Source organism: Klebsiella sp. CN_Kp104 (genome assembly GCF_040064515.1).
GTDB lineage: Bacteria > Pseudomonadota > Gammaproteobacteria > Enterobacterales > Enterobacteriaceae > Klebsiella > Klebsiella aerogenes.
In genome coordinates this window covers 108226-130279 of the sequence record NZ_JBEAII010000045.1, presented here as the reverse complement: position 1 = coordinate 130279, position 22054 = coordinate 108226, and the positions used below count along the sequence as shown (strand labels likewise).

Here is a 22054-nt window from a genome sequence, read left to right as displayed (position 1 = left end):
TTTTAACAAAATGTTACCTTCGTCCGTAGGCATCGCCGACGTTGCTCATTATAATGCGCGCCAGGCCATACGATCGTATGTGCAACAACAGAACATTTAATTAGAGGTAATCATGGCTATTGAACGTACTTTTTCCATCATCAAACCAAACGCGGTGGCAAAAAACGTTATTGGCAGCATCTTTTCTCGCTTTGAAGCTGCAGGGTTCAAAATCGTCGGCACCAAAATGCTGCATCTGACCGTTGAGCAGGCTCGCGGTTTCTATGCTGAGCACGAAGGTCGTCCGTTCTTCGACGGTCTGGTTGAATTCATGACCTCCGGCCCGATCGTGGTTTCCGTACTGGAAGGCGAAAACGCGGTTCAGCGTCACCGTGACCTGCTGGGCGCCACCAACCCGGACAACGCTCTGGCAGGTACCCTGCGCGCTGACTACGCTGACAGCTTCACCGAGAACGGCACCCACGGTTCCGACTCTGTAGAATCCGCTGCTCGCGAAATCGCGTTCTTCTTTGCTGAAGGCGAGGTTTGCCCGCGCACTCGCTAATCTCCTGCGTCTTTCACGCCACCGCTTTGTTGGCTTCATTCGCGCACCCCGGTCACATAGTTATCTATGCTCCCGGGGATTTGCGAACTCGCCGCCTCGCGGTGACCTGAAATACTTTGGAGATACGACCCTCGTCTTTTCGACCGTCGCGGCGTTGGCCTGACAATCGAAAAGCCTTAGAGGATTAAGTACGCAGTTACAGATTTTTTTATCATTGCTTTGTGCAAACGTGGCAATGATGCGCCAGAATTTGTAGAATATAGCGCCCCCGGACGAGCAGTCGCTCTCCGGGGCGTTTCTTTTTCAACCCACCTGGGGCCATAACGTGTAATAACGAGGCCGGAAAAATTATGTCTGAACAAATTGTCACACCTGATACCGCCGCTCTGACGGTGCCGAATAAAGATGCCAAAATCAACCTGCTGGATTTAAACCGTCAGCAGATGCGCGAGTTTTTCAAAAACATGGGCGAGAAGCCTTTCCGCGCCGATCAGGTGATGAAATGGATGTATCACTACTGCTGCGATGACTTTGATGAAATGACCGACATCAACAAAGTCCTGCGCGGCAAACTGAAGGAAGTCGCCGAGATCCGCGCGCCGGAAGTCGTTGAAGAGCAGCGCTCCAGCGACGGCACCATCAAATGGGCGATTGCCGTTGGCGATCAGCGCGTTGAAACGGTCTACATCCCGGAAGAAGACCGCGCCACGCTGTGCGTCTCTTCACAGGTTGGCTGTGCGCTGGAATGTAAATTCTGCTCCACCGCTCAGCAAGGCTTCAACCGTAACCTGCGCGTTTCCGAAATTATCGGCCAGGTCTGGCGCGCGGCGAAAATCGTCGGCGCGGTGAAGACTACCGGCGTGCGTCCAATTACCAACGTGGTAATGATGGGCATGGGCGAGCCGCTGCTGAACCTCAACAACGTCGTTCCGGCGATGGAAATCATGTTGGATGATTTCGGTTTTGGTCTCTCCAAACGTCGTGTGACCTTGTCTACCTCCGGCGTGGTGCCGGCGCTGGATAAACTCGGCGACATGATCGACGTTGCGCTGGCGATTTCTCTGCACGCGCCGAACGACACCATCCGCGACGAAATTGTACCGATTAACAAAAAGTACAATATTGAGACCTTCCTGAACTCGGTGCGCGGCTATATTTCGAAATCCAACGCCAACCAGGGTCGTGTGACTATCGAGTACGTCATGCTGGATCACGTCAACGACGGTACCGAGCACGCCCATGAACTGGCGGCGCTGCTGAAAGATACGCCGTGCAAGATCAACCTGATCCCATGGAACCCGTTCCCGGGCGCGCCGTATGGCCGTAGTTCTAACAGCCGTATCGATCGTTTCTCCAAAGTGCTGATGGAATATGGTTTCACCACCATCGTGCGTAAAACCCGCGGCGACGATATCGATGCTGCCTGCGGCCAGCTGGCGGGCGACGTAATCGACCGTACCAAACGTACGCTGCGTAAGCGTATGCAGGGCGAAGCGATCGACGTGAAAGCCGTCTGATAAGTTATGCAGCGCACAGCTTTCGCTGCGCGCTGCATAAATATGTCGAATTGCCAGGCGAAATACGCTGATTCGGTTAATAATTACGGTGCGTTTTTGTCGACTTTGAGGCAGTATGTAGCGGTACAACAACCGCTTAGCATTCAATATTGATAAGTCTCTGTGATAGTCGCCCGGACAGCCTTATACTGTCGGTTGACGTTGAGCAGTGTCTCGCGGCGCAGGCTCTTTCCCGCGCTGAACTTTAAATTTCACGTACCAGTAGTTGTAGCGAATGAATACTGAAGCCACTCAAGACCATCAAGAAGCAAACTCTACGGGCGCGCGCCTGCGTAACGCCCGCGAACAACTCGGACTCAGCCAGCAAGCGGTGGCTGAACGCTTATGCCTGAAGGTTTCCACGGTTCGTGATATTGAAGAAGATAAGGCGCCAGCCGATCTCGCTTCGACCTTCCTGCGTGGCTATATCCGTTCCTACGCTCGCCTCGTACATATTCCGGAAGAAGAACTGCTGCCGATGATGGCGAAGCAAGCGCCGATTCGCGCCGCCAAAGTGGCGCCGATGCAGAGCTTCTCGCTGGGTAAACGTCGCAAAAAACGCGACGGTTGGCTGATGAGCTTTACCTGGCTGATTTTGTTTGTGGTTATTGGCCTGAGCGGCGCATGGTGGTGGCAAGACCACAAAGCGCAGCAGGAAGAGATCACCAGCATGGCCGATCAATCCACCAGCGATCTGAACAGTAGCGATAGCGGCAGCCAGTCAATTCCGCTGGATACCAGCTCGGCGAATAATGCGCCGGATACGACGGCAGCCAATACCAATAGCGCGCCGGTCGATACCTCCACCGCACCTGCGCCAAGCGCGCCAGCGGCTACCCCCGCGCCGGTGGATAACAACGCCGTGGTCGCTCCTTCGCAGGCTAACGTCGATACCGCCGCCACCGCGCCGGCTGCGCCAGCCCCGACCTCCGCATTGCCGACCGATCAGGCGAATGCCGCGACGACGGCTTCCGCTCAGGATCTGGTGATGAACTTTAGCGCCGATTGCTGGCTGGAAGTGAGCGATGCGACCGGTAAGAAACTGTTCAGCGGCCTGCAGCGTAAAGGCGGGAACCTGAACCTGAGCGGTCAGGCGCCGTATAAGCTGAAAATCGGCGCCCCGGCTGCGGTACAAATCCAGTATCTGGGCAAACCAGTCGATTTGAGCCGTTTTATCAGAACTAACCAGGTTGCGCGTCTGACCCTTAATGCCGAACAATCACCGGCGCAGTAACAGACGGGTAACGCGGGAGATTTTTCATGCATAACCAGGCTCCAATTCAACGTAGAAAGTCCAAACGCATTTACGTTGGTAATGTGCCGATTGGCGATGGGGCTCCCATCGCCGTACAGTCGATGACCAATACTCGCACCACCGATGTGGCCGCGACGGTAAATCAAATCAAAGCGCTGGAGCGCGTAGGCGCGGACATCGTCCGCGTTTCCGTCCCGACGATGGACGCAGCGGAAGCTTTCAAGCTCATCAAACAGCAGGTCAATGTCCCGCTGGTCGCCGATATCCACTTTGACTACCGTATCGCGCTGAAAGTCGCGGAATATGGCGTTGATTGCCTGCGCATCAACCCAGGCAACATTGGTAACGAAGAGCGTATCCGCATGGTTGTGGACTGCGCGCGCGACAAAAACATTCCTATCCGCATCGGCGTTAACGCCGGTTCGCTGGAAAAAGATCTGCAGGAAAAATACGGCGAGCCGACGCCGCAGGCGCTGTTAGAGTCCGCCATGCGTCACGTCGATCATCTCGATCGTTTGAACTTCGATCAGTTCAAAGTTAGCGTAAAAGCCTCAGATGTCTTCCTCGCTGTTGAATCCTATCGTCTGTTGGCGAAGCAGATCGATCAACCGCTGCATCTCGGGATCACCGAAGCGGGCGGCGCACGTAGCGGCGCGGTAAAATCCGCGATCGGTTTAGGTCTGCTGCTGTCTGAAGGGATCGGCGATACCCTGCGCGTGTCGCTGGCCGCCGACCCGGTGGAAGAGATCAAAGTTGGCTTCGATATCCTGAAGTCGCTGCGCATCCGTTCTCGCGGTATTAACTTTATCGCTTGCCCGACCTGCTCGCGTCAGGAGTTTGACGTCATCGGTACGGTGAACGCGCTGGAGCAGCGTCTGGAAGATATCATCACTCCGATGGATGTTTCGATCATCGGCTGTGTGGTTAACGGCCCTGGCGAAGCGCTGGTTTCCACTCTCGGCGTCACCGGCGGCAACAAGAAAAGCGGCCTGTACGAAGACGGCGTTCGCAAAGACCGACTGGACAACAACGACATGATCGACCAGCTGGAAGCGCGTATCCGTGCGAAAGCCACCATGCTGGATGAAGCGCGTCGTATTGAAGTTCAGCAGGTTGAAGCAAAATAACGTGTTGGGAAGCAATACGCTTCCCGTGTATGATTGAACCTGCGGGCGCAAGGCGCCGGGGTTCATTTTTATATATAAAGAGAATAAACGTGGCAAAGAACATTCAAGCCATCCGTGGCATGAACGATTATCTGCCGGGCGAAACCGCTCTCTGGCAGCGCATTGAAGGCTCACTGAAGCAGGTGCTCGGTAGCTACGGTTACAGCGAAATTCGTTTGCCGATTGTAGAGCAGACCCCGTTATTCAAACGCGCGATCGGCGAAGTGACCGACGTGGTTGAAAAAGAGATGTATACCTTCGAAGACCGCAATGGCGATAGCCTGACGCTGCGTCCGGAAGGAACGGCGGGCTGCGTACGTGCCGGCATCGAACATGGTCTGCTGTACAATCAAGAACAGCGTCTGTGGTACGTGGGGCCGATGTTCCGCCACGAGCGTCCGCAGAAAGGGCGCTACCGTCAGTTCCATCAGATTGGCGCGGAAGTCTTTGGTCTGCAGGGCCCGGATATCGACGCTGAGCTTATCATGTTGACCGCGCGCTGGTGGCGCGAGCTGGGCATTTCCGATCACGTCAGCCTTGAGCTGAACTCCATCGGTTCGCTGGAGGCGCGTGCCGCCTATCGCGACGCGCTGGTTGCCTATCTGGAACAATTTAAAGATAAGCTTGATGAAGACTGCAAACGCCGCATGTATACCAATCCGCTGCGCGTGCTGGACTCTAAAAATCCGGAAGTGCAGGCGCTGCTGAACGATGCGCCGGCGCTGGGCGATTATCTGGACGACGAGTCCAAAGAACACTTCGCCGGTCTGTGCGCGCTGCTCGACGCTGCTGGAATTCGCTATACCGTCAACCAGCGCCTGGTGCGCGGGCTCGACTATTACAATCGCACCGTATTTGAGTGGGTCACGACCAGCCTCGGTTCGCAGGGTACCGTCTGCGCCGGCGGCCGTTATGACGGTCTGGTAGAGCAGCTTGGCGGACGCGCAACGCCGGGCGTTGGCTTTGCGATGGGCCTGGAACGTCTTGTTTTACTGGTTCAGGCAGTCAATCCGGAATTTAAAGCCGATCCTGTTGTCGATATATACCTGGTAGCCTCCGGTACCGATACTCAGTCCGCAGCAATGCGTCTGGCTGAGCAGGTTCGCGATGCGCTGCCCGGCGTTAAGCTGATGACTAACCACGGCGGCGGTAACTTTAAGAAGCAGTTCGCCCGCGCTGACAAGTGGGGCGCGCGGGTCGCGCTGGTGGTCGGTGAGTCAGAAATTGCTGACGGAAACGTGGTAGTGAAGGATTTACGCTCAGGTGAGCAAACTACCGTAACGCAGGATAGCGTTGCCGCGCATTTGCGCACACTTCTGGGTTAATTTCCCGGAAACTATTAGTCAGGAGAAGGACTGCGTGGAAACTTTCAACAACGAAAACGAGCAGGTCGACGCCCTCAAGCGTTTCTTTGCCGAGAACGGTAAAGCGCTGGCCGTCGGGGTGATTTTAGGGATCGGCGCGCTGGTTGGCTGGCGCTACTGGACTTCCCATCAGCTGGATTCGGCCCGGGATTCCTCTCTGGCCTATGAGAATGCCATTTCCGCGCTGAAGTCAGGTTCGCCTGAAACCCTGACCGCAGCGGAGAAATTCGCCGGCGACAGCAAAAACACCTATGGCGCGTTCGCATCGCTGGAGCTCGCGCAGCGTCTGGTCGATAAAAACGATCTGCAGGGCGCGGAGAAGCAGCTGCAACAAGGGCTGGCGGCCGCCTCTGACGATAACCTGAAATCGGTTATCAATATGCGTCTGGCCCGCGTACAGCTGCAGCTTAAGCAGCCGGATGCGGCGCTGAAAACCCTGGAAGGCATTAAAGGCGAAGGCTGGACCGCTATCGTTGCCGATTTGCGCGGTGAAATTCTGCTGAGCAAAGGCGACAAGCAGGGTGCCCGCGCGGCCTGGGAAGCAGGCGTGAAAAGCGATGCATCGCCAGCGCTCAGCGAAATGATGCGTATGAAAATAAATAATTTGTCCATCTGAGAGGGACTCGATGCAATTGCGTAAATTACTTTTGCCAGGGCTGCTTTCCGTCACCTTACTGAGCGGTTGCTCGCTGTTTAACAGCGAAGAAGATGTGGTGAAAATGTCACCGCTGCCGACGGTGGAAAACCAGTTTACGCCGTCCACGTCCTGGAGCACTTCTGTTGGCGATGGTATCGGTGATTTCTATTCCAACCTGCACCCGGCCTTTGCCGACGGCGTTGTGTATGCGGCTGACCGTAAAGGCACCGTGAAAGCGCTGCACGCTGAAGACGGTAAAGAAGTCTGGTCGGTGAACCTGGCGGAAAAAGACGGCTGGTTCTCGCGCGCCCCGGCGCTGCTCTCCGGCGGGCTGACCGTTTCCGGCGGCCACGTTTATGTTGGTACTGAAAAGGCGCAGCTGTTCGCGCTGAATACCAGCGACGGTACCGTCGCGTGGCAGAGCCGTGTGGCGGGTGAAGCGATTTCTCGTCCGGTCGTTAGCGATGGCATGGTACTGGTGCATACCAGCAACGGTCAGCTGCAGGCGCTGAACGAAACCGACGGCGCGGTAAAATGGACCGTGAACCTGGACATGCCTGCGCTCTCCCTGCGCGGTGAGTCCGCTCCGGCCACCGCTTATGGCGCGGCGATTGTCGGCGGTGACAACGGTCGCGTCAGCGCCGTGCTGATGCAGCAGGGGCAGATGATTTGGCAGCAACGTATTTCTACGGCCACCGGCCCGACTGAAATCGACCGTCTGAACGACGTTGACACCACGCCGGTTATCGTTAATGGCGTTGTTTATACGTTGGCTTATAATGGCAACCTGACCGCGCTGGATCTGCGCAGCGGCCAGATTATCTGGAAACGCGAACTGGGTTCTGTGAACGATTTCATCGTTGACGGCGACCGTATCTATCTGGTCGATCAGAATGACCGTCTGCTGGCGCTGACCACCGATGGCGGCGTAACACTGTGGACCCAGAGCGATCTGCTGCACCGTCTGCTGACTTCTCCGGCGCTGTATAACGGCAGCCTGGTGGTAGGCGACAGCGAAGGTTACATGCACTGGATTAATCCGGAAGACGGCCACTTTGTGGCGCAGCAGAAAGTCGATAGCTCCGGTTTCCTGACCGACCCGGTTATCGCCGACGGTCGCCTGCTTATCCAGGCCAAAGACGGTACGCTGTATTCGATCACGCGTTAACTCGCGCGGTAGTATCGCTTTAATAAACGGCTCCTGACAGACAGGGGCCGTTTTGACTTTTTAAAAAACCTCGTAAAATGAGGTTGTATTGCAATTTGTATGAGGCATTTAACATGATACCTGTGGTCGCGCTTGTCGGGCGCCCTAACGTTGGAAAATCCACGCTCTTCAACCGCTTAACGCGCACTCGTGACGCGTTGGTCGCGGATTTCCCGGGGCTGACTCGCGACCGTAAGTACGGTCGTGCTGAAGTGGAAGGCCGCGAATTCATCTGTATCGATACCGGCGGTATCGACGGTACGGAAGAAGGCGTGGAAACCCGGATGGCGGAACAGTCTCTGCTGGCGATTGAAGAGGCCGACGTGGTGCTGTTTATGGTTGATGCGCGCGCGGGCCTGATGCCGGCGGATTCCGCGATCGCCAAACATCTGCGTTCTCGCGAAAAACCGACCTTCCTGGTGGCGAACAAAACCGACGGCATCGACGTCGATCAGGCGATGGCCGACTTCTGGTCGCTGGGGTTGGGCGATATTTATCCGATCGCCGCTTCGCATGGTCGCGGCGTTACCAGCCTGCTGGAACACGTGCTGCTACCGTGGGTAGATGAGGTTAATCCGCAGGAAGAAGTGGATGAAGACGCCGCCTACTGGGCGCAGTTTGAAGCCGAGCAAAACGGCGAAGAAGTTGAAGAGCCGGAAGACGACTTCAACCCGCAAGATCTGCCGATTAAGCTGGCGATCGTCGGCCGCCCGAACGTCGGTAAGTCAACGCTGACTAACCGTATTCTCGGCGAAGATCGCGTGGTGGTTTACGATATGCCGGGCACAACCCGCGACAGTATCTACATTCCGATGCAGCGCGATGAACGCGAATATGTGCTGATCGATACCGCCGGCGTGCGTAAGCGCGGCAAAATTACCGACGTCGTGGAGAAATTCTCGGTCATCAAGACGCTGCAGGCGATTGAAGACGCCAACGTGGTGATGCTGGTCATTGATGCCCGTGAAGGCATCTCCGATCAGGATCTGTCGCTGCTGGGCTTTATTCTTAACAGCGGTCGTTCCCTGGTTATCGTGGTCAACAAATGGGATGGCCTGAGCCAGGAAGTGAGAGAGCAGGTGAAAGAAACCCTCGACTTCCGTCTGGGCTTCATCGACTTCGCCCGCGTGCACTTTATCTCCGCTCTGCACGGCAGCGGCGTCGGCAACCTGTTCGAATCGGTGCGTGAAGCATACGACAGCGCCACCCGTCGCGTGGGTACCGCCATGCTGACGCGTATTATGACCATGGCGGCAGAAGACCATCAGCCGCCGCTGGTACGCGGTCGCCGCGTGAAGCTGAAATATGCGCACGCCGGCGGTTATAACCCGCCGATCGTGGTGATTCACGGCAACCAGGTGAAAGACCTGCCTGATTCCTATAAGCGTTACCTGATGAACTACTTCCGTAAATCCCTGGATGTCATGGGTACGCCGATCCGTATTCAGTTCAAGGAAGGGGAAAACCCGTTTGCCAATAAACGCAACACCCTGACGCCGAACCAGATGCGTAAGCGTAAGCGCTTGATTAAGCATATCAAGAAAAGCAAATAATGCAGAAACCCGCCGCTGGCGGGTTTTTTTATCTACCCTATTCAACGCTTCGCGGGTCAGCAACGCTGACGTATGACGTGATAAACTCATGCTATTCATTATGAGAAGGAGGCACCATGGAACTCAATTGCCCGATTTGCCATGCCCGGTTGGAAACGCAAGGCAACGGCGCGCATTGCGCGCACTGTGAGAAAGAGTTTGCTGTAGAGGCGCGCTGCCCGGACTGCCATCAGCCGCTGGAAGTACTGAAGGCCTGCGGCGCGGTGGATTATTTCTGCCAGCACGGCCACGGACTGATTTCGAAAAAACGCGTCGAATTTGTGCTCGGTTAATCGCTAACGCAGCCTTCACCATTTCGCCAGAGTTCAACCAGCGCCTGCGGCGCGCGCTCTTCCGGGATGAGAATGATCAGGCTGTGATAGTGTTGGGCGCTGATTATCTGGATGCGAAAAAAACGCTGGTCGCCGCTACCCGGAGAATCCGGCTGGCCCGGCGGCTTGCCCAACGGCAACGACTGTTGCAGTATTGCGGCGATGCGCTGTTTTTGTTGCTCGTTAAGCTGCGCCACGACAATCTTACGCATGCCGCTCAGCGTCGGGATCCAGGCGACGCCACCTTCGCGGGCCAGCTCAATAATCGCGTCATCGCTGAGGTCTGCCTCGTTCATGATGTGACTCCAACATCCTCCCAGGCCTTTCGAATCGCCTCGGCGGTCTCTTTACCAAAACGTTTTTCGCCATGATGAATCGTCAGCTTGGCAAAGGCCGGGAAACCGGCGTCTTTTGCCAGCGATTTATCACAAACCGCGTCGTACCAGGCATATCCCGCTTTTTCCCATGCAAAACCACCCAGCGCGATGGCGGCGAGATAGAAAGCATGATTAGGAATGCCGGAGTTAATATGCACGCCGCCGTTATCCTGCTGGGTATGCACAAAATCTTTCATGTGGGCGGGTTGTGGGTCTTTGCCAAGAATAGGGTCATCATAGGCGGTTCCCGGGTGCGACATCGAACGCAGACCTTGGCCGTGAATACCTTTCGCAAGTAGCCCCTCGCCAATTATCCAGTCTGCTTTATCTGCCGTTTGCTGGCGCTGATATTGTTTGACCAGCGAGCCAAAAACATCGGAAAGCGATTCATTGAGCGCCCCGGATTGTTCGAAATAGATAAGCCCGGCCTCGCTCTCCGTAACGCCATGGCTTAACTCGTGCGCCACCACATCAATAGCAATAGTAAAACGATTAAAGATCTCGCCATCACCGTCGCCAAACACCATTTGTTGCCCGTTCCAGAAGGCATTTTGATATTCGTGACCATAGTGGACGCTGCCGGTCAGCTTCAATCCGCGGTTGTCCAGCGAATCACGATGATAGCTCTTCCAGAAAAAATCATGGGTGATGCCGAGATAATCATAGGCCTCATCGACGGCGACATCGCCGTTGGAAGGCTGTCCTTCAAAACGCACCTGGATCCCTGGAAGTTCCTGAGTCTGCCTGGCATCGTAAATGTCGCGCTCAAGCTGGCCTGGCATGGCGACATGAGCGGCAGCGGGGCGGCCCGGCACGTGCGCCATCAGGGTTTGTACATGGCTCAGCGTTTGCTGCGCGCAGCGCTGTTGCTGAGCGGAGCCATGATCGACAATGCGGCGTAAAATGTAGGGGGGAATCACGAAACGAGGACGAGTATCTGGCATATCACGCTCCCTGGCCGGATGAACGGTTTTAAAAGGGCATGACAGCAGTATAGTTATCCCCGCATGAAACGGGAGGATAATCAGACTTTTTTGCGGGCGCGCGTTTTCTTCACCGGAGTGATGGCTGTCACTTCGCTTTCGACCCAACCATCTTCCAGCCGGGTAGTCACGACATCGCCAGCCTGCACCTGTTTGATTTTTTTCAATACTTTGCCATCGCCGGCTGAGGTGACGCTGTAGCCGCGAGCCAGCGTCGCCAGCGGGCTGACGGCTTCCAGATGCGTCACGGTATTGCCGAAACGCTCGCGCTGCTCGCTCAGGCGGGCGCGAATATTTTCCGCCAGACGATACTCCAGTTGCTGAATACGCGACTGCGCGCGATGGATGCGCGGCTGCGGGTTTTGCTGATTCAACCGCTGCACGGCGCGCTGCTGACGCTGGTCGGCACGTTTGAGCTGGCTTTCCAGCGCAAAGCGCATCCGCTGACGCAGGCGCTCCAGTTCGGTTTGCTGACGCGCTAAGCGCAGCTGAGGATGTTGCTGCTGTAAACGGTGAAAAAGCTGAGTAAAGCGGCGATGGCGGTTGGCGAGGAAGTAATCCATCGCCATCTCCAGGCGCTGCTGGCCTGACTGTAGCTGACGCAACAGTTCCTGCTGATTGCGGCTGACGATCTCTGCCGCCGCAGAAGGCGTCGGCGCACGCAGGTCGGCGACGAAATCGGCGATGGTGACGTCAGTTTCATGGCCGACGGCGCTCACTACCGGAATGCGGCTGGCGAAAATCGCCCGCGCCACCCGTTCGTCGTTAAAGCTCCATAAATCTTCCAGCGAACCGCCGCCGCGCCCGACAATCAGCACATCGCACTCCTGGCGCTGGTTGGCTAATGCTATCGCGTGCACGATTTGCCCCGGCGCATCATCGCCTTGCACCGCCGTCGGGTAGATAATCACCGGCAGCGAGGGATCGCGGCGTTTCAACACATGTAAGATATCATGCAGCGCGGCGCCGGTTTTGGAGGTGATGACGCCGACGCAGTGCGCGGGAGAGGGGAGCGCCTGCTTGTGGCTTTGATCGAATAACCCTTCTGCCGTCAGGAGCGCCTTGAGCTGCTCATATTTTTGCTGCAACAGGCCCTCACCGGCGGGCTGCATGCTTTCGACGATGATCTGGTAGTCGCCGCGAGGCTCGTAAAGCGTAATGTTGGCGCGAACCAGCACCTGCTGGCCATGCTGCGGGCGAAACGTGACGCGACGGTTGCTGTTGCGAAACATCGCGCAGCGCACCTGAGCGTTATCGTCTTTTAAGGTGAAGTACCAGTGGCCGGAAGAGGGCTGGCTGAAGTTAGAGATCTCGCCGCTTATCCATACCTGGCCCATTTCGCGTTCCAGCAGTAAGCGAACCGTCTGATTCAGGCGGCTGACCGTAAATATTGCAGGGGATTGAGATGGCAACATGTGAGCAAGATCAAATTCTAAATCAGCAGGTTATTCAGTCGATAGTAACGCGCTGAGAGGGGATCGCAAGTATTATTTGCAAAAAAGGGTGGATGCAATCGGTTACGCTCTGTATAATGCCACGGCAATATTTATCCACCCTGGTCGAGATATTGCCCATGCTACGTATCGCTAAAGAAGCCCTGACGTTTGACGACGTCCTCCTTGTTCCCGCTCATTCTACCGTTCTGCCGAATACCGCCGATCTCAGCACGCAGCTGACGAAAACTATTCGCCTGAATATTCCTATGCTCTCCGCGGCGATGGATACCGTAACTGAAGCGCGCCTGGCAATTGCCCTGGCCCAGGAAGGCGGCATCGGCTTTATTCATAAAAACATGTCAATCGAGCGCCAGGCTGAAGAAGTCCGTCGCGTGAAGAAACATGAATCCGGCGTGGTAAGCGATCCACAGACCGTTCTGCCGACTACCACCCTGCGCGAAGTGAAAGAACTGACCGAACGTAACGGTTTCGCCGGTTATCCGGTAGTGACCGAAGACAACGAACTGGTCGGCATTATCACCGGCCGCGACGTGCGTTTTGTTACCGACCTGAATCAGCCGGTCAGCGTTTATATGACGCCGAAAGAGCGCCTGGTCACCGTGCGTGAAGGTGAAAGCCGTGAAGTGGTCTTCGCGAAAATGCACGAAAAACGCGTAGAAAAAGCGCTGGTAGTGGATGATAGCTTCCACCTGCGCGGCATGATCACCGTAAAAGATTTCCAGAAAGCGGAACGTAAACCGAATGCGTGTAAAGACGAGCACGGTCGTCTGCGCGTTGGCGCTGCCGTTGGCGCTGGCGCCGGTAACGAAGAGCGCGTTGACGCGCTGGTTGCCGCAGGCGTTGACGTTCTGCTGATCGACTCTTCTCACGGTCACTCCGAAGGCGTTCTGCAGCGTATTCGCGAAACGCGCGCTAAATATCCTGACCTGCAAATCATCGGCGGTAACGTGGCGACCGGCGCGGGTGCTCGTGCCCTGGCGGAAGCTGGCGTCAGCGCGGTGAAAGTGGGTATCGGCCCAGGCTCCATCTGTACTACCCGTATCGTTACCGGCGTAGGCGTTCCGCAGATCACCGCCGTTTCCGACGCGGTTGAAGCGCTGGAAGGCACCGGTATTCCGGTTATCGCCGATGGCGGTATCCGCTTCTCCGGCGATATCGCCAAAGCGATTGCCGCAGGCGCCGCCGCGGTGATGGTTGGCTCCATGCTGGCCGGTACCGAAGAATCCCCGGGTGAAATCGAGCTCTATCAGGGCCGTTCTTACAAATCCTACCGCGGTATGGGTTCCTTGGGCGCGATGTCCAAAGGTTCCTCCGACCGTTACTTCCAGAGCGATAACGCCGCTGACAAACTGGTACCGGAAGGTATCGAAGGCCGCGTTGCCTATAAAGGCCGCCTGAAAGAGATCATTCACCAGCAGATGGGCGGCCTGCGCTCCTGTATGGGTCTGACCGGTTGTGGTACTATTGACGCACTGCGTACCAAAGCAGAGTTCGTGCGCATCAGCGGCGCGGGCATCCAGGAGAGCCACGTTCACGACGTGACGATCACCAAGGAATCCCCGAACTACCGCATGGGCTCCTGATTTTCATCGCCCGGCTACGCGCCGGGCGATTTTTATTCAATCATCGCTACTTCTCTGGAATTAACGTCAATGACGGATAACATTCATAAACATCGCATTCTTATCCTGGACTTCGGTTCTCAGTACACCCAGCTGGTTGCACGTCGCGTACGTGAATTAGGGGTTTATTGCGAGCTCTGGGCTTGGGACGTGACCGAAGCTCAAATCCGCGAGTTCAACCCGAACGGCATTATTCTTTCCGGCGGCCCGGAAAGCACCACCGAAGACAACAGCCCGCGTGCGCCGCAGTACGTCTTCGAAGCCGGCGTACCGGTATTCGGCGTATGCTATGGCATGCAGACCATGGCCATGCAGCTGGGCGGCCACGTTGAAGCTTCCAACGAGCGCGAGTTCGGTTACGCGCAGGTGGAAGTGCAGACCGACAGCGCGCTGATCAAGGGCATCGAAGATGCGCTGAGCGCTGACGGTAAGCCGCTACTGGACGTGTGGATGAGCCATGGTGATAAAGTCACCGCTATCCCTTCCGACTTTGTGACCGTTGCCAGCACTGAAAGCTGCCCGTTCGCCATCATGGCGAATGAAGAAAAACGCTTCTACGGCGTACAGTTCCACCCGGAAGTCACCCACACCCGTCAGGGGCTGCGTATGCTGGAGCGCTTTGTGCGCGATATCTGCCAGTGTGAAGCGCTGTGGACGCCGGCGAAGATCATCGACGACGCAGTTGAGCGTATTCGTCAGCAGGTAGGTGAAGATAAAGTCATCCTCGGCCTGTCCGGCGGCGTTGACTCTTCCGTTACCGCGATGCTGCTGCACCGCGCCATCGGCAAAAACCTGACCTGCGTATTCGTGGATAACGGCCTGCTGCGCCTGAACGAAGCCGAGCAGGTTATGGATATGTTCGGCGACCGTTTCGGCCTGAACATCGTGCACGTTGCGGCGGAAGATCGCTTCCTGACCGCGCTGAAGGGCGAAAACGATCCGGAAGCGAAGCGTAAAATCATTGGCCGCGTCTTCGTTGAAGTGTTTGACGAAGAAGCGCTGAAGCTGGAAGACGTGAAATGGCTGGCGCAGGGCACTATCTACCCTGATGTGATCGAATCCGCCGCTTCCGCGACCGGTAAAGCGCACGTCATCAAGTCTCACCACAACGTGGGCGGTCTGCCGAAAGAGATGAAGATGGGCCTCGTTGAACCGCTGAAAGAGCTGTTCAAAGACGAAGTGCGTAAGATTGGCCTGGAGCTGGGCCTGCCGTACGACATGCTGTTCCGCCACCCGTTCCCGGGGCCGGGCCTTGGCGTTCGCGTACTCGGCGAAGTGAAGAAAGAGTACTGCGACCTGCTGCGTCGCGCGGACGCTATCTTCATTGAAGAACTGCGCAAAGCCGACCTGTATGACAAAGTAAGCCAGGCATTTACCGTGTTCCTGCCGGTTCGCTCCGTCGGCGTGATGGGCGATGGCCGTAAATACGACTGGGTCGTCTCCCTGCGTGCGGTAGAAACCATCGACTTTATGACCGCGCACTGGGCGCACCTGCCGTATGATTTCCTCGGCCGTGTTTCCAACCGCATCATCAACGAAGTTAACGGTATTTCCCGTGTGGTGTATGACATCAGCGGTAAGCCGCCAGCGACTATTGAGTGGGAATGATTTACAGCTAGTTCATAGCTAATCATTTCTATTCATTTTCTAAATCAACCCTCTGTTTTTACAGAGGGTTTTTATTTATATCTACTCATAACTATTCACTCTACACCACATTTTTTGACGGTACGCGTGACGGTATTACCCTAAAGGTATACTCTCATACCGTCAAAGCATGGATGAAAAAATGGGTGAACAGTGCTTACCGATACCAAATTAAAAAACCTCAAGCCGAAAGAGAAACTCTATAAAGTTACAGATCGTGATGGCCTGTATGTAGCCGTACTCACGTCAGGCAGCATCTCGTTCCGCTACGACTATCGAATCAATGGGCGCCGGGAAACGCTTGTCATTGGTCAGTATGGCCGTGACGGTATATCGCTTGCCGAAGCCAGGCAGGAACTAGTCGATGCAAAAATCCTCCTGAAGTCAGGAATGTCGCCCGCTGCAGCAAAGCGTGACGGTATTAAGCAGCTACGTGGTCAGGAAACCTTTGCGGTACATACCGACAGTTATATGAAGCATGTCGTTCTCGCCGACAGTACGCGCGATATGAAGCAGGCCGTTATCGACAGGGATATTCTTCCTGCTCTGGGTAACAAGCTGATGGGTGAGATCAGCACCAGGATGGTGAGGGATCTGTGCGACAGGATAGTTGAACGTGGCGGGCGGGCGACAGCAGTACAGGCAAGAGAGATTATCAGCAGCGTTTATCGCTATGCGAACGACCGCGGGCATGGTTTTTTCAACCCGGCGGCGGATATAAAGCCAAGCGCTATTGCCACATTCAAGCCGCGTGATCGTTGCCTGAAGCCTGAAGAGATTGGCGTGCTTTTCCGCGCACTTGATACCGTCAGCACATTGCCAACGCTCAAGCTAGCGGTAAAGCTCATTCTTATCACCATGGTTAGGAAAGGTGAATTCACTCTGGCCACCTGGGGTGAGGTTAATTTCGCAAAATCAACGTGGACTATTCCAGCCGGCAGAATGAAGGCGAGCCGTGAGCATGTTATCTATTTGCCGTCACAGGCTCAGGATCTGATGGTTGGCCTGCAGATGTGTGCTGGTGGAAGTGATTACCTGTTGCCTGGAAGATACAGCACCAGTAAGCCGCTTTCTAATGCGGCGCTGAATTCAGTTATCGATCGGGCGGTGGTGGCAGCTATAGATGCTGGTGAAAGCATACAGCCTCTCACCGTTCACGACCTTCGCCGCACGGCCAGCACCCTGCTGCATGAGGCCGGATTCCCGTCTGACTGGATAGAAAAGGCATTAGCGCATGAGCAGAAGGGAGTCCGCGCAGTATACAACCGTGCTGAGTATTCGCGGCAGCGCGCGTACATGCTGCAGCAGTGGGCTGATATGATTGATGCATGGATAAACGGGGAGCATTACGACCTGGTGCCGTTCTCCCCGTCTGCGTTTGAAAAATGGATGGGTGGGAAGTAAAGCCACTGCCTGGCGGCTATACGAATACGTCAATCGGATCGCCGTGAGATAATGCCGCCTCGTTTGCTTCGCGCCGCATACTCAGAAATGCACCAACCGGATCCCAGCTATTTAGTATGGTGTCCAGTGCATTCCTGCTGTGACATGTCACAAGGCGCTGTTTCAGCATGACAGCACAGCCGCGAATGTTTGCGTGAGTCGGGCCAGCCATTTTCATGCACAGGCATAATGTGATCAGCATGTCCGAGTATTCATCGGCGGCCGCATTGAGCACCGCCGGATCTATTCGTTTCTTTAATTCATTGATTTGGTGCTTGGTGCTCATCAGTTAACCTCATTAAATGCGGTGCACGTTAGTCTGTCATCGTGAAGTTTGTGGCAGTACGGACATTCCCTTAGATGCTCGTATGCATGGTTCAATACAATGACGGACTGGTGAGGTAGCAGCGCTGTACCTTTCGCCAGCAACTCACGAAGAAAAGTAACCATTGCGTTTGCTGAATCACGCTGCTCTCGGTAGCGCTCTGCTTCTCTCTGCAGGCGAAGGATTTCACCATTTCGCTGATTGATAACTGCGCGGGCCTCTTCAAGCTGGCGGATCATGGATGGCTCATCGTAGATATTCATGCGGCCTCCGTATTCACTACCGGTATTGCGCAGCCGGGCAGCAGTTCAATCGCCGGCGCCGCGCACTGATTCCCCCACACATCGAAACCGTGCGATGACTGGCGGGCGAAGAGTTCAATGCGTGAGACATCGCCAAGCAGTTGCACCAGTTTCTCGCGGATAACGTCTGGTTTGCGCGAGTTCTCCAGGCGCGGCGCCGTGACGTGCTGACAGATAGAGGCATCCATGCGCGCCGGCAGTTTCCCACGTACCGCAAACAGGCAATCTTCACTATTCGCCCTGGTCATATGGCCCATGCCGATCGCACTGTTACCTTTGTGCTTGTTCGTCTTGTGCCAGGTGAATCCCTTCATGGTCATAAGCTTGAATCCCCACGCTTCAACAACTTTCAGCGCCTCAACCGGCTGAGTTGGCACCCACCACATCGCCAGCAGACAATCGTCGGCGGCGAGCTCCCACACCGGCAACCTGCAGATATCCAGTACATTCATCACCGGGTATTTGAACCCGGCGCCGCGGTTACCGTCTGCGGCTTTATCGCGGTATACCCAAGGCGGATCCGCATAAATCAGGGTGTACTTAGTCATAAACCACCCCGCGACATCCGATACCGTTGTATTCTCCACGGCGCAACTTCATGCTTTTGGTAATGCACTGCTCGCGGCGGATGGCGATCCTTGCTCTTTCCACTTCAGTTTGTGCGGCATCGAGGCATTCAAGCCAAAGTCGTGATGCGAGTCGAAACTGTCCGCGTTCTTCGCGTGAGATGGCGCGCCGTTCGATTTCAAGAGCTGCCGGTGATTCTGCGACTACCTTCAATGATCTGCGCGGCGCGTAGCCGAGATGGTACTTCTGCAATCTGGTTAATTTGCTCATCTTATCCAGCCTTTTACGAATATGACCGCCAGCAGAAATAGCCAGGCGGATACAGCGGCCAGGTACCAGTACCACCCTGACCACTTTCCCCAATGGCGCGCTAACGCCTTCATGCCGCGGAACTCACCGGGCGATAAACTCTCTGATCAACCGGTGGCTTTTTTCCTGTGTATGCCTCAGGGCTATTGGCCTTTCTTTCATCAAGCCATTTTTCAACTTCTTCCTTAGTCCATGCACAGCGACGGTCGGTGATATACCAACGCTTAGGGAATTCGCCTGCAGCCTCCAGGCGGTCAATCGTGCTCCATGACAGTGGCACCACCGCCAGGAGTTCCTTCTTACCTAAAGCACCTTTCATAAAAACCTCTCTTTGATACAGGTGCGGCGCGCGTGGCGCCGCGGTGGTGGTTACATCGGAATTTCGTTAAGTTCGTCGCGTCGGATGGTGTACACGTCCGTTGCTTTCGCCAGGCGCTCATCATCATTGGCTAGGTTTTTGGCAACGTATTTGTATGCTTTATCCAGATCAGCAATGGTGTTGTAGTTCATTGCTGCATCGGTGAATGCTGTCAGCATTTCATCGGGATCACGGTCATCTGCTTTGCGCTGTCGCTCTTCCTGACTCTGTTCTGGCTTCGTGTTGATCAGTTTGTTCATGCCTGACGCAGTAGCTGGTGCTGGGGTAATGTCACGCTCAACGCGCGGCTGCGCTTCCTGCAACTCATCCGGTGTGTAGACACCAAGGAGAACATCAGGGGCGTGCAGACGGGCCCAGCGCTTAACGCACAGGTAAGCCAGTTGCTGACGCGGATCCTGTTCCCACAGAGGGGAATTACGCACGCCGACCTGAGCCATGCTGATCGTCAGTTCACGCGGTTCTGACTCTCCTTTGAGAATTGCCGAAACAGTGACGGTGAGTGATGGTGACTTATCGCTCTTTCCGTTTACCTTCGACCAGTCGCCATCCCAACGGTAATTCAGGCGGGTGGCCAGCAGGTTGGAAGACGAAACAACGGCGTTAACCAGTTGCGCTTCATAGCCCAGCGTGCCGTTTACAACATGCGTTTTCTGCGCTACCGCGAACGGGTTCATTCCCCACTGCGCCGCCTGCATTGTTACCGCCAGGCAGTCAGCAGGTTTTCCTGCAAGGTGCTGCGGAACGGTTGCCTTGCTGTCCGCCATCAGAGTTGCAAAGCGAACAAGACGATCCATGCCTTCAGGACTGAAAATAGCCGCGGCTGTGCCGACGGTAGCGCCTGGCTGAGAGGTGATTGCGATATCGTTGCTCATACGTACATATCCTGTTTGCGTGCCCACTCAGGGCGTTTAATAATTTCCACGCCGCCCCATTCATCTGAAAGGCGACACTGGTGATAGGTATTCAGATCACGGCGGAACAGCGCCATGCCCGCATCAACATCTGGTGCATCAAGTTCGAAAACGCGTACCGGGTATCGACCGCAGTCGATCGTTTCGCTTACTGCTAGGAAGAAGAATCCGTGTGGCTCACCAGTTACTTTCTGTGCACCTTCCCGGTACATGGCATCCTGAACGTGGTAACGAAACTCCTCGATGTGGCGGGCAAAGCGGTCCATATCTGCCACTTTCTTCACGTCGACAATCACGTTGTGCTCGTTTAGCCACTTATCAGGACGGATCCGGCACAACTCGCCGGTCTCATCGTCGTTCCAGTACATCGATGTTTCGCAGTGGCCTGGCGCTTCAAGCATCCAGCGCGCCGCCGGGTGAGCCATGGCGCTCTTATGCATTAACCCGAGTTTTCTCCAGTCTTCATCAGGTATTGGCGTCATATTGGATCCCTTAATTGAATCCTTAAATTCAGCCAGCGCTGCCTTTCCCTTTGTTGTTCTCAGGTCAACTTTTGGCTCTTTTATGAAACGCTTGTCGAATTCTTTCGGCTCCAGCAGCAGGCAGTGAAGGGCGGTACCCATATCCAGCGCAGATTTTTTATCTTCATCCTCCGGCGCCGCTTTTACCCATTTCAGCAGGGCAGGGTTCTTTGCAACCATATCCAGCTGTGACTTACTCACGCCGTCGCCGGCGTGGTAATCCTCGTTGCTGATATCGTGATAAATGCCAGGTGTCATGCCGCCGTCCTCGCGCTGTCGATCTGGTCAGCTACATCCCACTTACCAACGATCCCGGTCAGTTCGCTGATGAATGCCGCCAGTGATTCTTCAAACTCCACGCTTTCTACCGCGGCATTGATGATTTCCTGACGGACGCCAGCGCGGCGCAGATTGTCGAATGCCGGAAGCAGGTATTCAGTTTTCAGAGTTTCCTGCAGTTCAACCTGGCGTTCGTGAAGCATCTCGGCGACGCGGTAGTCGCGATCAAAACCAGCCATGATTTTTTGCAGGTTGCGTTGCTGTTGAGTTGAAATCATTTGCTCACCCCCATATCCATTTCAGTCCTGGCCGCCAGCTTGTTAACGAATGCCCAGCTAATGGCCTCTGTCAGCGTGCGAAACTTCCAGCTCATCAGCCCGCATGCCGTAACGCAGTACCAACCGTTGATGATCTTCCACTGCATAATTTGTTACCTCGGCTTGTTACCGTTGAGGTAATAATTATCCGTATGTGATTTGAAGTCAATAGATATGAACGTAAAAAATTACCCGACAGGTAATAATGGAGGCATAAAAAAAGCCGCTCAATGGCGGCTTACTTGTTGTTTATTATGGAATTATTGGTGAGGCTTTTCGTGCTTAACAATCACGAAATCAATGTAGTTCGCGATAGCCATCTTGTCGGACTCAGGTAACAATTTGTACCGGGCACGGTCATATTCGATGGCTGCCGGGTCATCTGGTGGCAGCAAAAGCTCGTAGGCATGGCGCCCGAACGGCTCAGCCAGCGCCGCCAGGTTGGTGATGGATATGCTGGCCTCGTTGTTGAGGAACCGGTTAATTGTAGACTGGCTGACGCCAGACTCTTCCGCCAGGCGCTGTTGAGATGACAGGTTTCGGTTCTCGCTCATCCAGCGTTTAAGGTTCCATGATGCCAGCTTGCCAATCTCTCCGAAATCGACATCCTGCACCTCTTCATGTACTGGCATGAATTTATCGATGTCGAGCCAGTTGGTCGGCTTGTTAGCTGCCTTCTCAATTTTACGCGCAGCCACGTCACCAATTATCTTTTTGCCGCTTGCCCAGCGGTTAATCAGATTTGGCTGGGTCTCCATCCGCTCCGCCAGGCGAGACTGAATTCCGTTGAACTCACGGTAAATCAGCTCTTTCAGGTTTTCGCGCCGGATATCGTGGATGCTTTTCATGTCAGTAAAATATTTCTCATATGTGAATCATTTAGTGTTTCAATTTACTGCCTTTTTACCTCTCGGGTAAATGCACCCCTGCGGTAACAAACATTGATTTTTGTTACCTTATGG

The 22054-nt window shown here is 55.1% G+C and carries 25 protein-coding genes; 12 read left to right on the top strand and 13 right to left on the bottom strand.

The window, feature by feature from the left end:
* Positions 1 to 112 precede the first annotated feature (112 nt).
* The 9 genes from ndk to ABLU80_RS23550 all read left to right on the top strand — a co-directional run bounded on the left by ndk (position 113) and on the right by ABLU80_RS23550 (position 9614).
* Positions 113 to 544, top strand: coding sequence for a nucleoside-diphosphate kinase (gene ndk, locus ABLU80_RS23590; RefSeq protein WP_004866348.1), 432 nt, complete (start codon positions 113 to 115; stop codon positions 542 to 544).
* A 350-nt stretch (positions 545 to 894) separates the two neighbouring features.
* Positions 895 to 2061, top strand: coding sequence for a bifunctional tRNA (adenosine(37)-C2)-methyltransferase TrmG/ribosomal RNA large subunit methyltransferase RlmN (locus ABLU80_RS23585; protein WP_015370322.1), 1167 nt, complete (start codon positions 895 to 897; stop codon positions 2059 to 2061).
* 274 nt (positions 2062 to 2335) lie between these two features.
* Positions 2336 to 3334, top strand: coding sequence for a cytoskeleton protein RodZ (rodZ, locus tag ABLU80_RS23580; RefSeq protein ID WP_032715152.1), 999 nt, complete (start codon positions 2336 to 2338; stop codon positions 3332 to 3334).
* 26 nt (positions 3335 to 3360) lie between these two features.
* Entirely contained in the window at positions 3361 to 4482 is a 1122-nt protein-coding gene (gene ispG / locus ABLU80_RS23575; protein ID WP_015370324.1) for a flavodoxin-dependent (E)-4-hydroxy-3-methylbut-2-enyl-diphosphate synthase, read from the top strand.
* Between the two features lie 89 nt (positions 4483 to 4571).
* Positions 4572 to 5846 (top strand): histidine--tRNA ligase, encoded by a 1275-nt coding sequence (gene hisS, locus ABLU80_RS23570; protein WP_015703166.1) that lies wholly within the window; start codon positions 4572 to 4574, stop codon positions 5844 to 5846.
* Between the two features lie 34 nt (positions 5847 to 5880).
* A complete protein-coding gene (locus ABLU80_RS23565; protein ID WP_348850534.1) occupies positions 5881 to 6501 on the top strand; it encodes a YfgM family protein in 621 nt (206 codons plus the stop codon).
* 10 nt (positions 6502 to 6511) lie between these two features.
* Positions 6512 to 7690, top strand: a complete 1179-nt coding sequence (gene bamB, locus ABLU80_RS23560) for an outer membrane protein assembly factor BamB (protein WP_015370327.1) — start codon at positions 6512 to 6514, stop codon at positions 7688 to 7690.
* 113 nt (positions 7691 to 7803) lie between these two features.
* Positions 7804 to 9282, top strand: coding sequence for a ribosome biogenesis GTPase Der (gene der / locus ABLU80_RS23555; protein WP_015370328.1), 1479 nt, complete (start codon positions 7804 to 7806; stop codon positions 9280 to 9282).
* Positions 9283 to 9398: 116 nt separating this feature from the next.
* On the top strand, positions 9399 to 9614 hold the full coding sequence (locus tag ABLU80_RS23550; protein ID WP_015703165.1) for a zinc ribbon domain-containing protein: 216 nt from the start codon (positions 9399 to 9401) through the stop codon (positions 9612 to 9614).
* Here the strand turns inward: ABLU80_RS23550 and ABLU80_RS23545 are convergent.
* The 3 genes from ABLU80_RS23545 to xseA form a co-directional block, all read right to left on the bottom strand.
* Positions 9611 to 9949, bottom strand: coding sequence for a protealysin inhibitor emfourin (locus ABLU80_RS23545; protein WP_045386960.1), 339 nt, complete (start codon positions 9947 to 9949; stop codon positions 9611 to 9613). The genes ABLU80_RS23550 and ABLU80_RS23545 overlap by 4 nt on opposite strands.
* Positions 9946 to 10974, bottom strand: coding sequence for a M4 family metallopeptidase (locus tag ABLU80_RS23540; RefSeq protein ID WP_348850533.1), 1029 nt, complete (start codon positions 10972 to 10974; stop codon positions 9946 to 9948). The genes ABLU80_RS23545 and ABLU80_RS23540 overlap by 4 nt, the downstream gene beginning before the upstream one ends.
* An 80-nt stretch (positions 10975 to 11054) precedes the next feature.
* Positions 11055 to 12428: an exodeoxyribonuclease VII large subunit gene (xseA, locus tag ABLU80_RS23535; protein ID WP_260842066.1), complete on the bottom strand. Its 1374-nt coding sequence runs from the start codon at positions 12426 to 12428 to the stop codon at positions 11055 to 11057.
* Between the two features lie 158 nt (positions 12429 to 12586).
* Here xseA and guaB point away from each other — a divergent pair, with 158 nt between their 5' ends.
* From guaB to ABLU80_RS23520, 3 genes are all read left to right on the top strand, one after another.
* Complete coding sequence (gene guaB, locus ABLU80_RS23530) at positions 12587 to 14053, top strand: IMP dehydrogenase (protein ID WP_015370334.1); 1467 nt, start codon at positions 12587 to 12589, stop codon at positions 14051 to 14053.
* Positions 14054 to 14122: 69 nt separating this feature from the next.
* Positions 14123 to 15700 carry a glutamine-hydrolyzing GMP synthase gene (gene guaA, locus ABLU80_RS23525; protein WP_015703162.1) on the top strand — a complete coding sequence of 526 codons (1578 nt, stop codon included), beginning with the start codon at positions 14123 to 14125 and terminating at the stop codon, positions 15698 to 15700.
* Between the two features lie 192 nt (positions 15701 to 15892).
* Positions 15893 to 17143, top strand: a complete 1251-nt coding sequence (locus ABLU80_RS23520; RefSeq protein ID WP_348850532.1) for a tyrosine-type recombinase/integrase — start codon at positions 15893 to 15895, stop codon at positions 17141 to 17143.
* A 16-nt stretch (positions 17144 to 17159) separates the two neighbouring features.
* On the opposite strand, the gene ABLU80_RS23515 is transcribed toward ABLU80_RS23520, so the two are convergent.
* From ABLU80_RS23515 to ABLU80_RS23470, 10 genes are all read right to left on the bottom strand, one after another.
* Positions 17160 to 17468 (bottom strand): hypothetical protein, encoded by a 309-nt coding sequence (locus tag ABLU80_RS23515; RefSeq protein WP_348850531.1) that lies wholly within the window; start codon positions 17466 to 17468, stop codon positions 17160 to 17162.
* The gene (locus tag ABLU80_RS23510; RefSeq protein ID WP_063422380.1) at positions 17468 to 17770 is read right to left on the bottom strand and encodes a hypothetical protein; all 303 of its coding nucleotides are present in this window, start codon (positions 17768 to 17770) and stop codon (positions 17468 to 17470) included. Before ABLU80_RS23510 ends, ABLU80_RS23515 begins: the two co-directional genes overlap by 1 nt.
* The gene (locus ABLU80_RS23505; protein ID WP_015370339.1) at positions 17767 to 18357 is read right to left on the bottom strand and encodes an MT-A70 family methyltransferase; all 591 of its coding nucleotides are present in this window, start codon (positions 18355 to 18357) and stop codon (positions 17767 to 17769) included. Before ABLU80_RS23505 ends, ABLU80_RS23510 begins: the two co-directional genes overlap by 4 nt.
* Positions 18350 to 18646, bottom strand: coding sequence for a PerC family transcriptional regulator (locus ABLU80_RS23500; RefSeq protein ID WP_348850530.1), 297 nt, complete (start codon positions 18644 to 18646; stop codon positions 18350 to 18352). Before ABLU80_RS23500 ends, ABLU80_RS23505 begins: the two co-directional genes overlap by 8 nt.
* A gap of 109 nt (positions 18647 to 18755) precedes the next feature.
* A complete protein-coding gene (locus tag ABLU80_RS23495; RefSeq protein ID WP_047062695.1) occupies positions 18756 to 19004 on the bottom strand; it encodes an AlpA family phage regulatory protein in 249 nt (82 codons plus the stop codon).
* A 50-nt stretch (positions 19005 to 19054) separates the two neighbouring features.
* Positions 19055 to 19936, bottom strand: a complete 882-nt coding sequence (locus tag ABLU80_RS23490; RefSeq protein WP_348850529.1) for a RecT family recombinase — start codon at positions 19934 to 19936, stop codon at positions 19055 to 19057.
* Positions 19933 to 20754: a PD-(D/E)XK nuclease-like domain-containing protein gene (locus ABLU80_RS23485; RefSeq protein ID WP_348850528.1), complete on the bottom strand. Its 822-nt coding sequence runs from the start codon at positions 20752 to 20754 to the stop codon at positions 19933 to 19935. Before ABLU80_RS23485 ends, ABLU80_RS23490 begins: the two co-directional genes overlap by 4 nt.
* Positions 20751 to 21053: a hypothetical protein gene (locus ABLU80_RS23480; protein WP_015370345.1), complete on the bottom strand. Its 303-nt coding sequence runs from the start codon at positions 21051 to 21053 to the stop codon at positions 20751 to 20753. Before ABLU80_RS23480 ends, ABLU80_RS23485 begins: the two co-directional genes overlap by 4 nt.
* The gene (locus ABLU80_RS23475) at positions 21050 to 21199 is read right to left on the bottom strand and encodes a hypothetical protein (protein WP_162840112.1); all 150 of its coding nucleotides are present in this window, start codon (positions 21197 to 21199) and stop codon (positions 21050 to 21052) included. Before ABLU80_RS23475 ends, ABLU80_RS23480 begins: the two co-directional genes overlap by 4 nt.
* A gap of 153 nt (positions 21200 to 21352) precedes the next feature.
* Positions 21353 to 21940, bottom strand: coding sequence for a helix-turn-helix transcriptional regulator (locus ABLU80_RS23470; RefSeq protein WP_348850527.1), 588 nt, complete (start codon positions 21938 to 21940; stop codon positions 21353 to 21355).
* Positions 21941 to 22054: the final 114 nt, after the last annotated feature.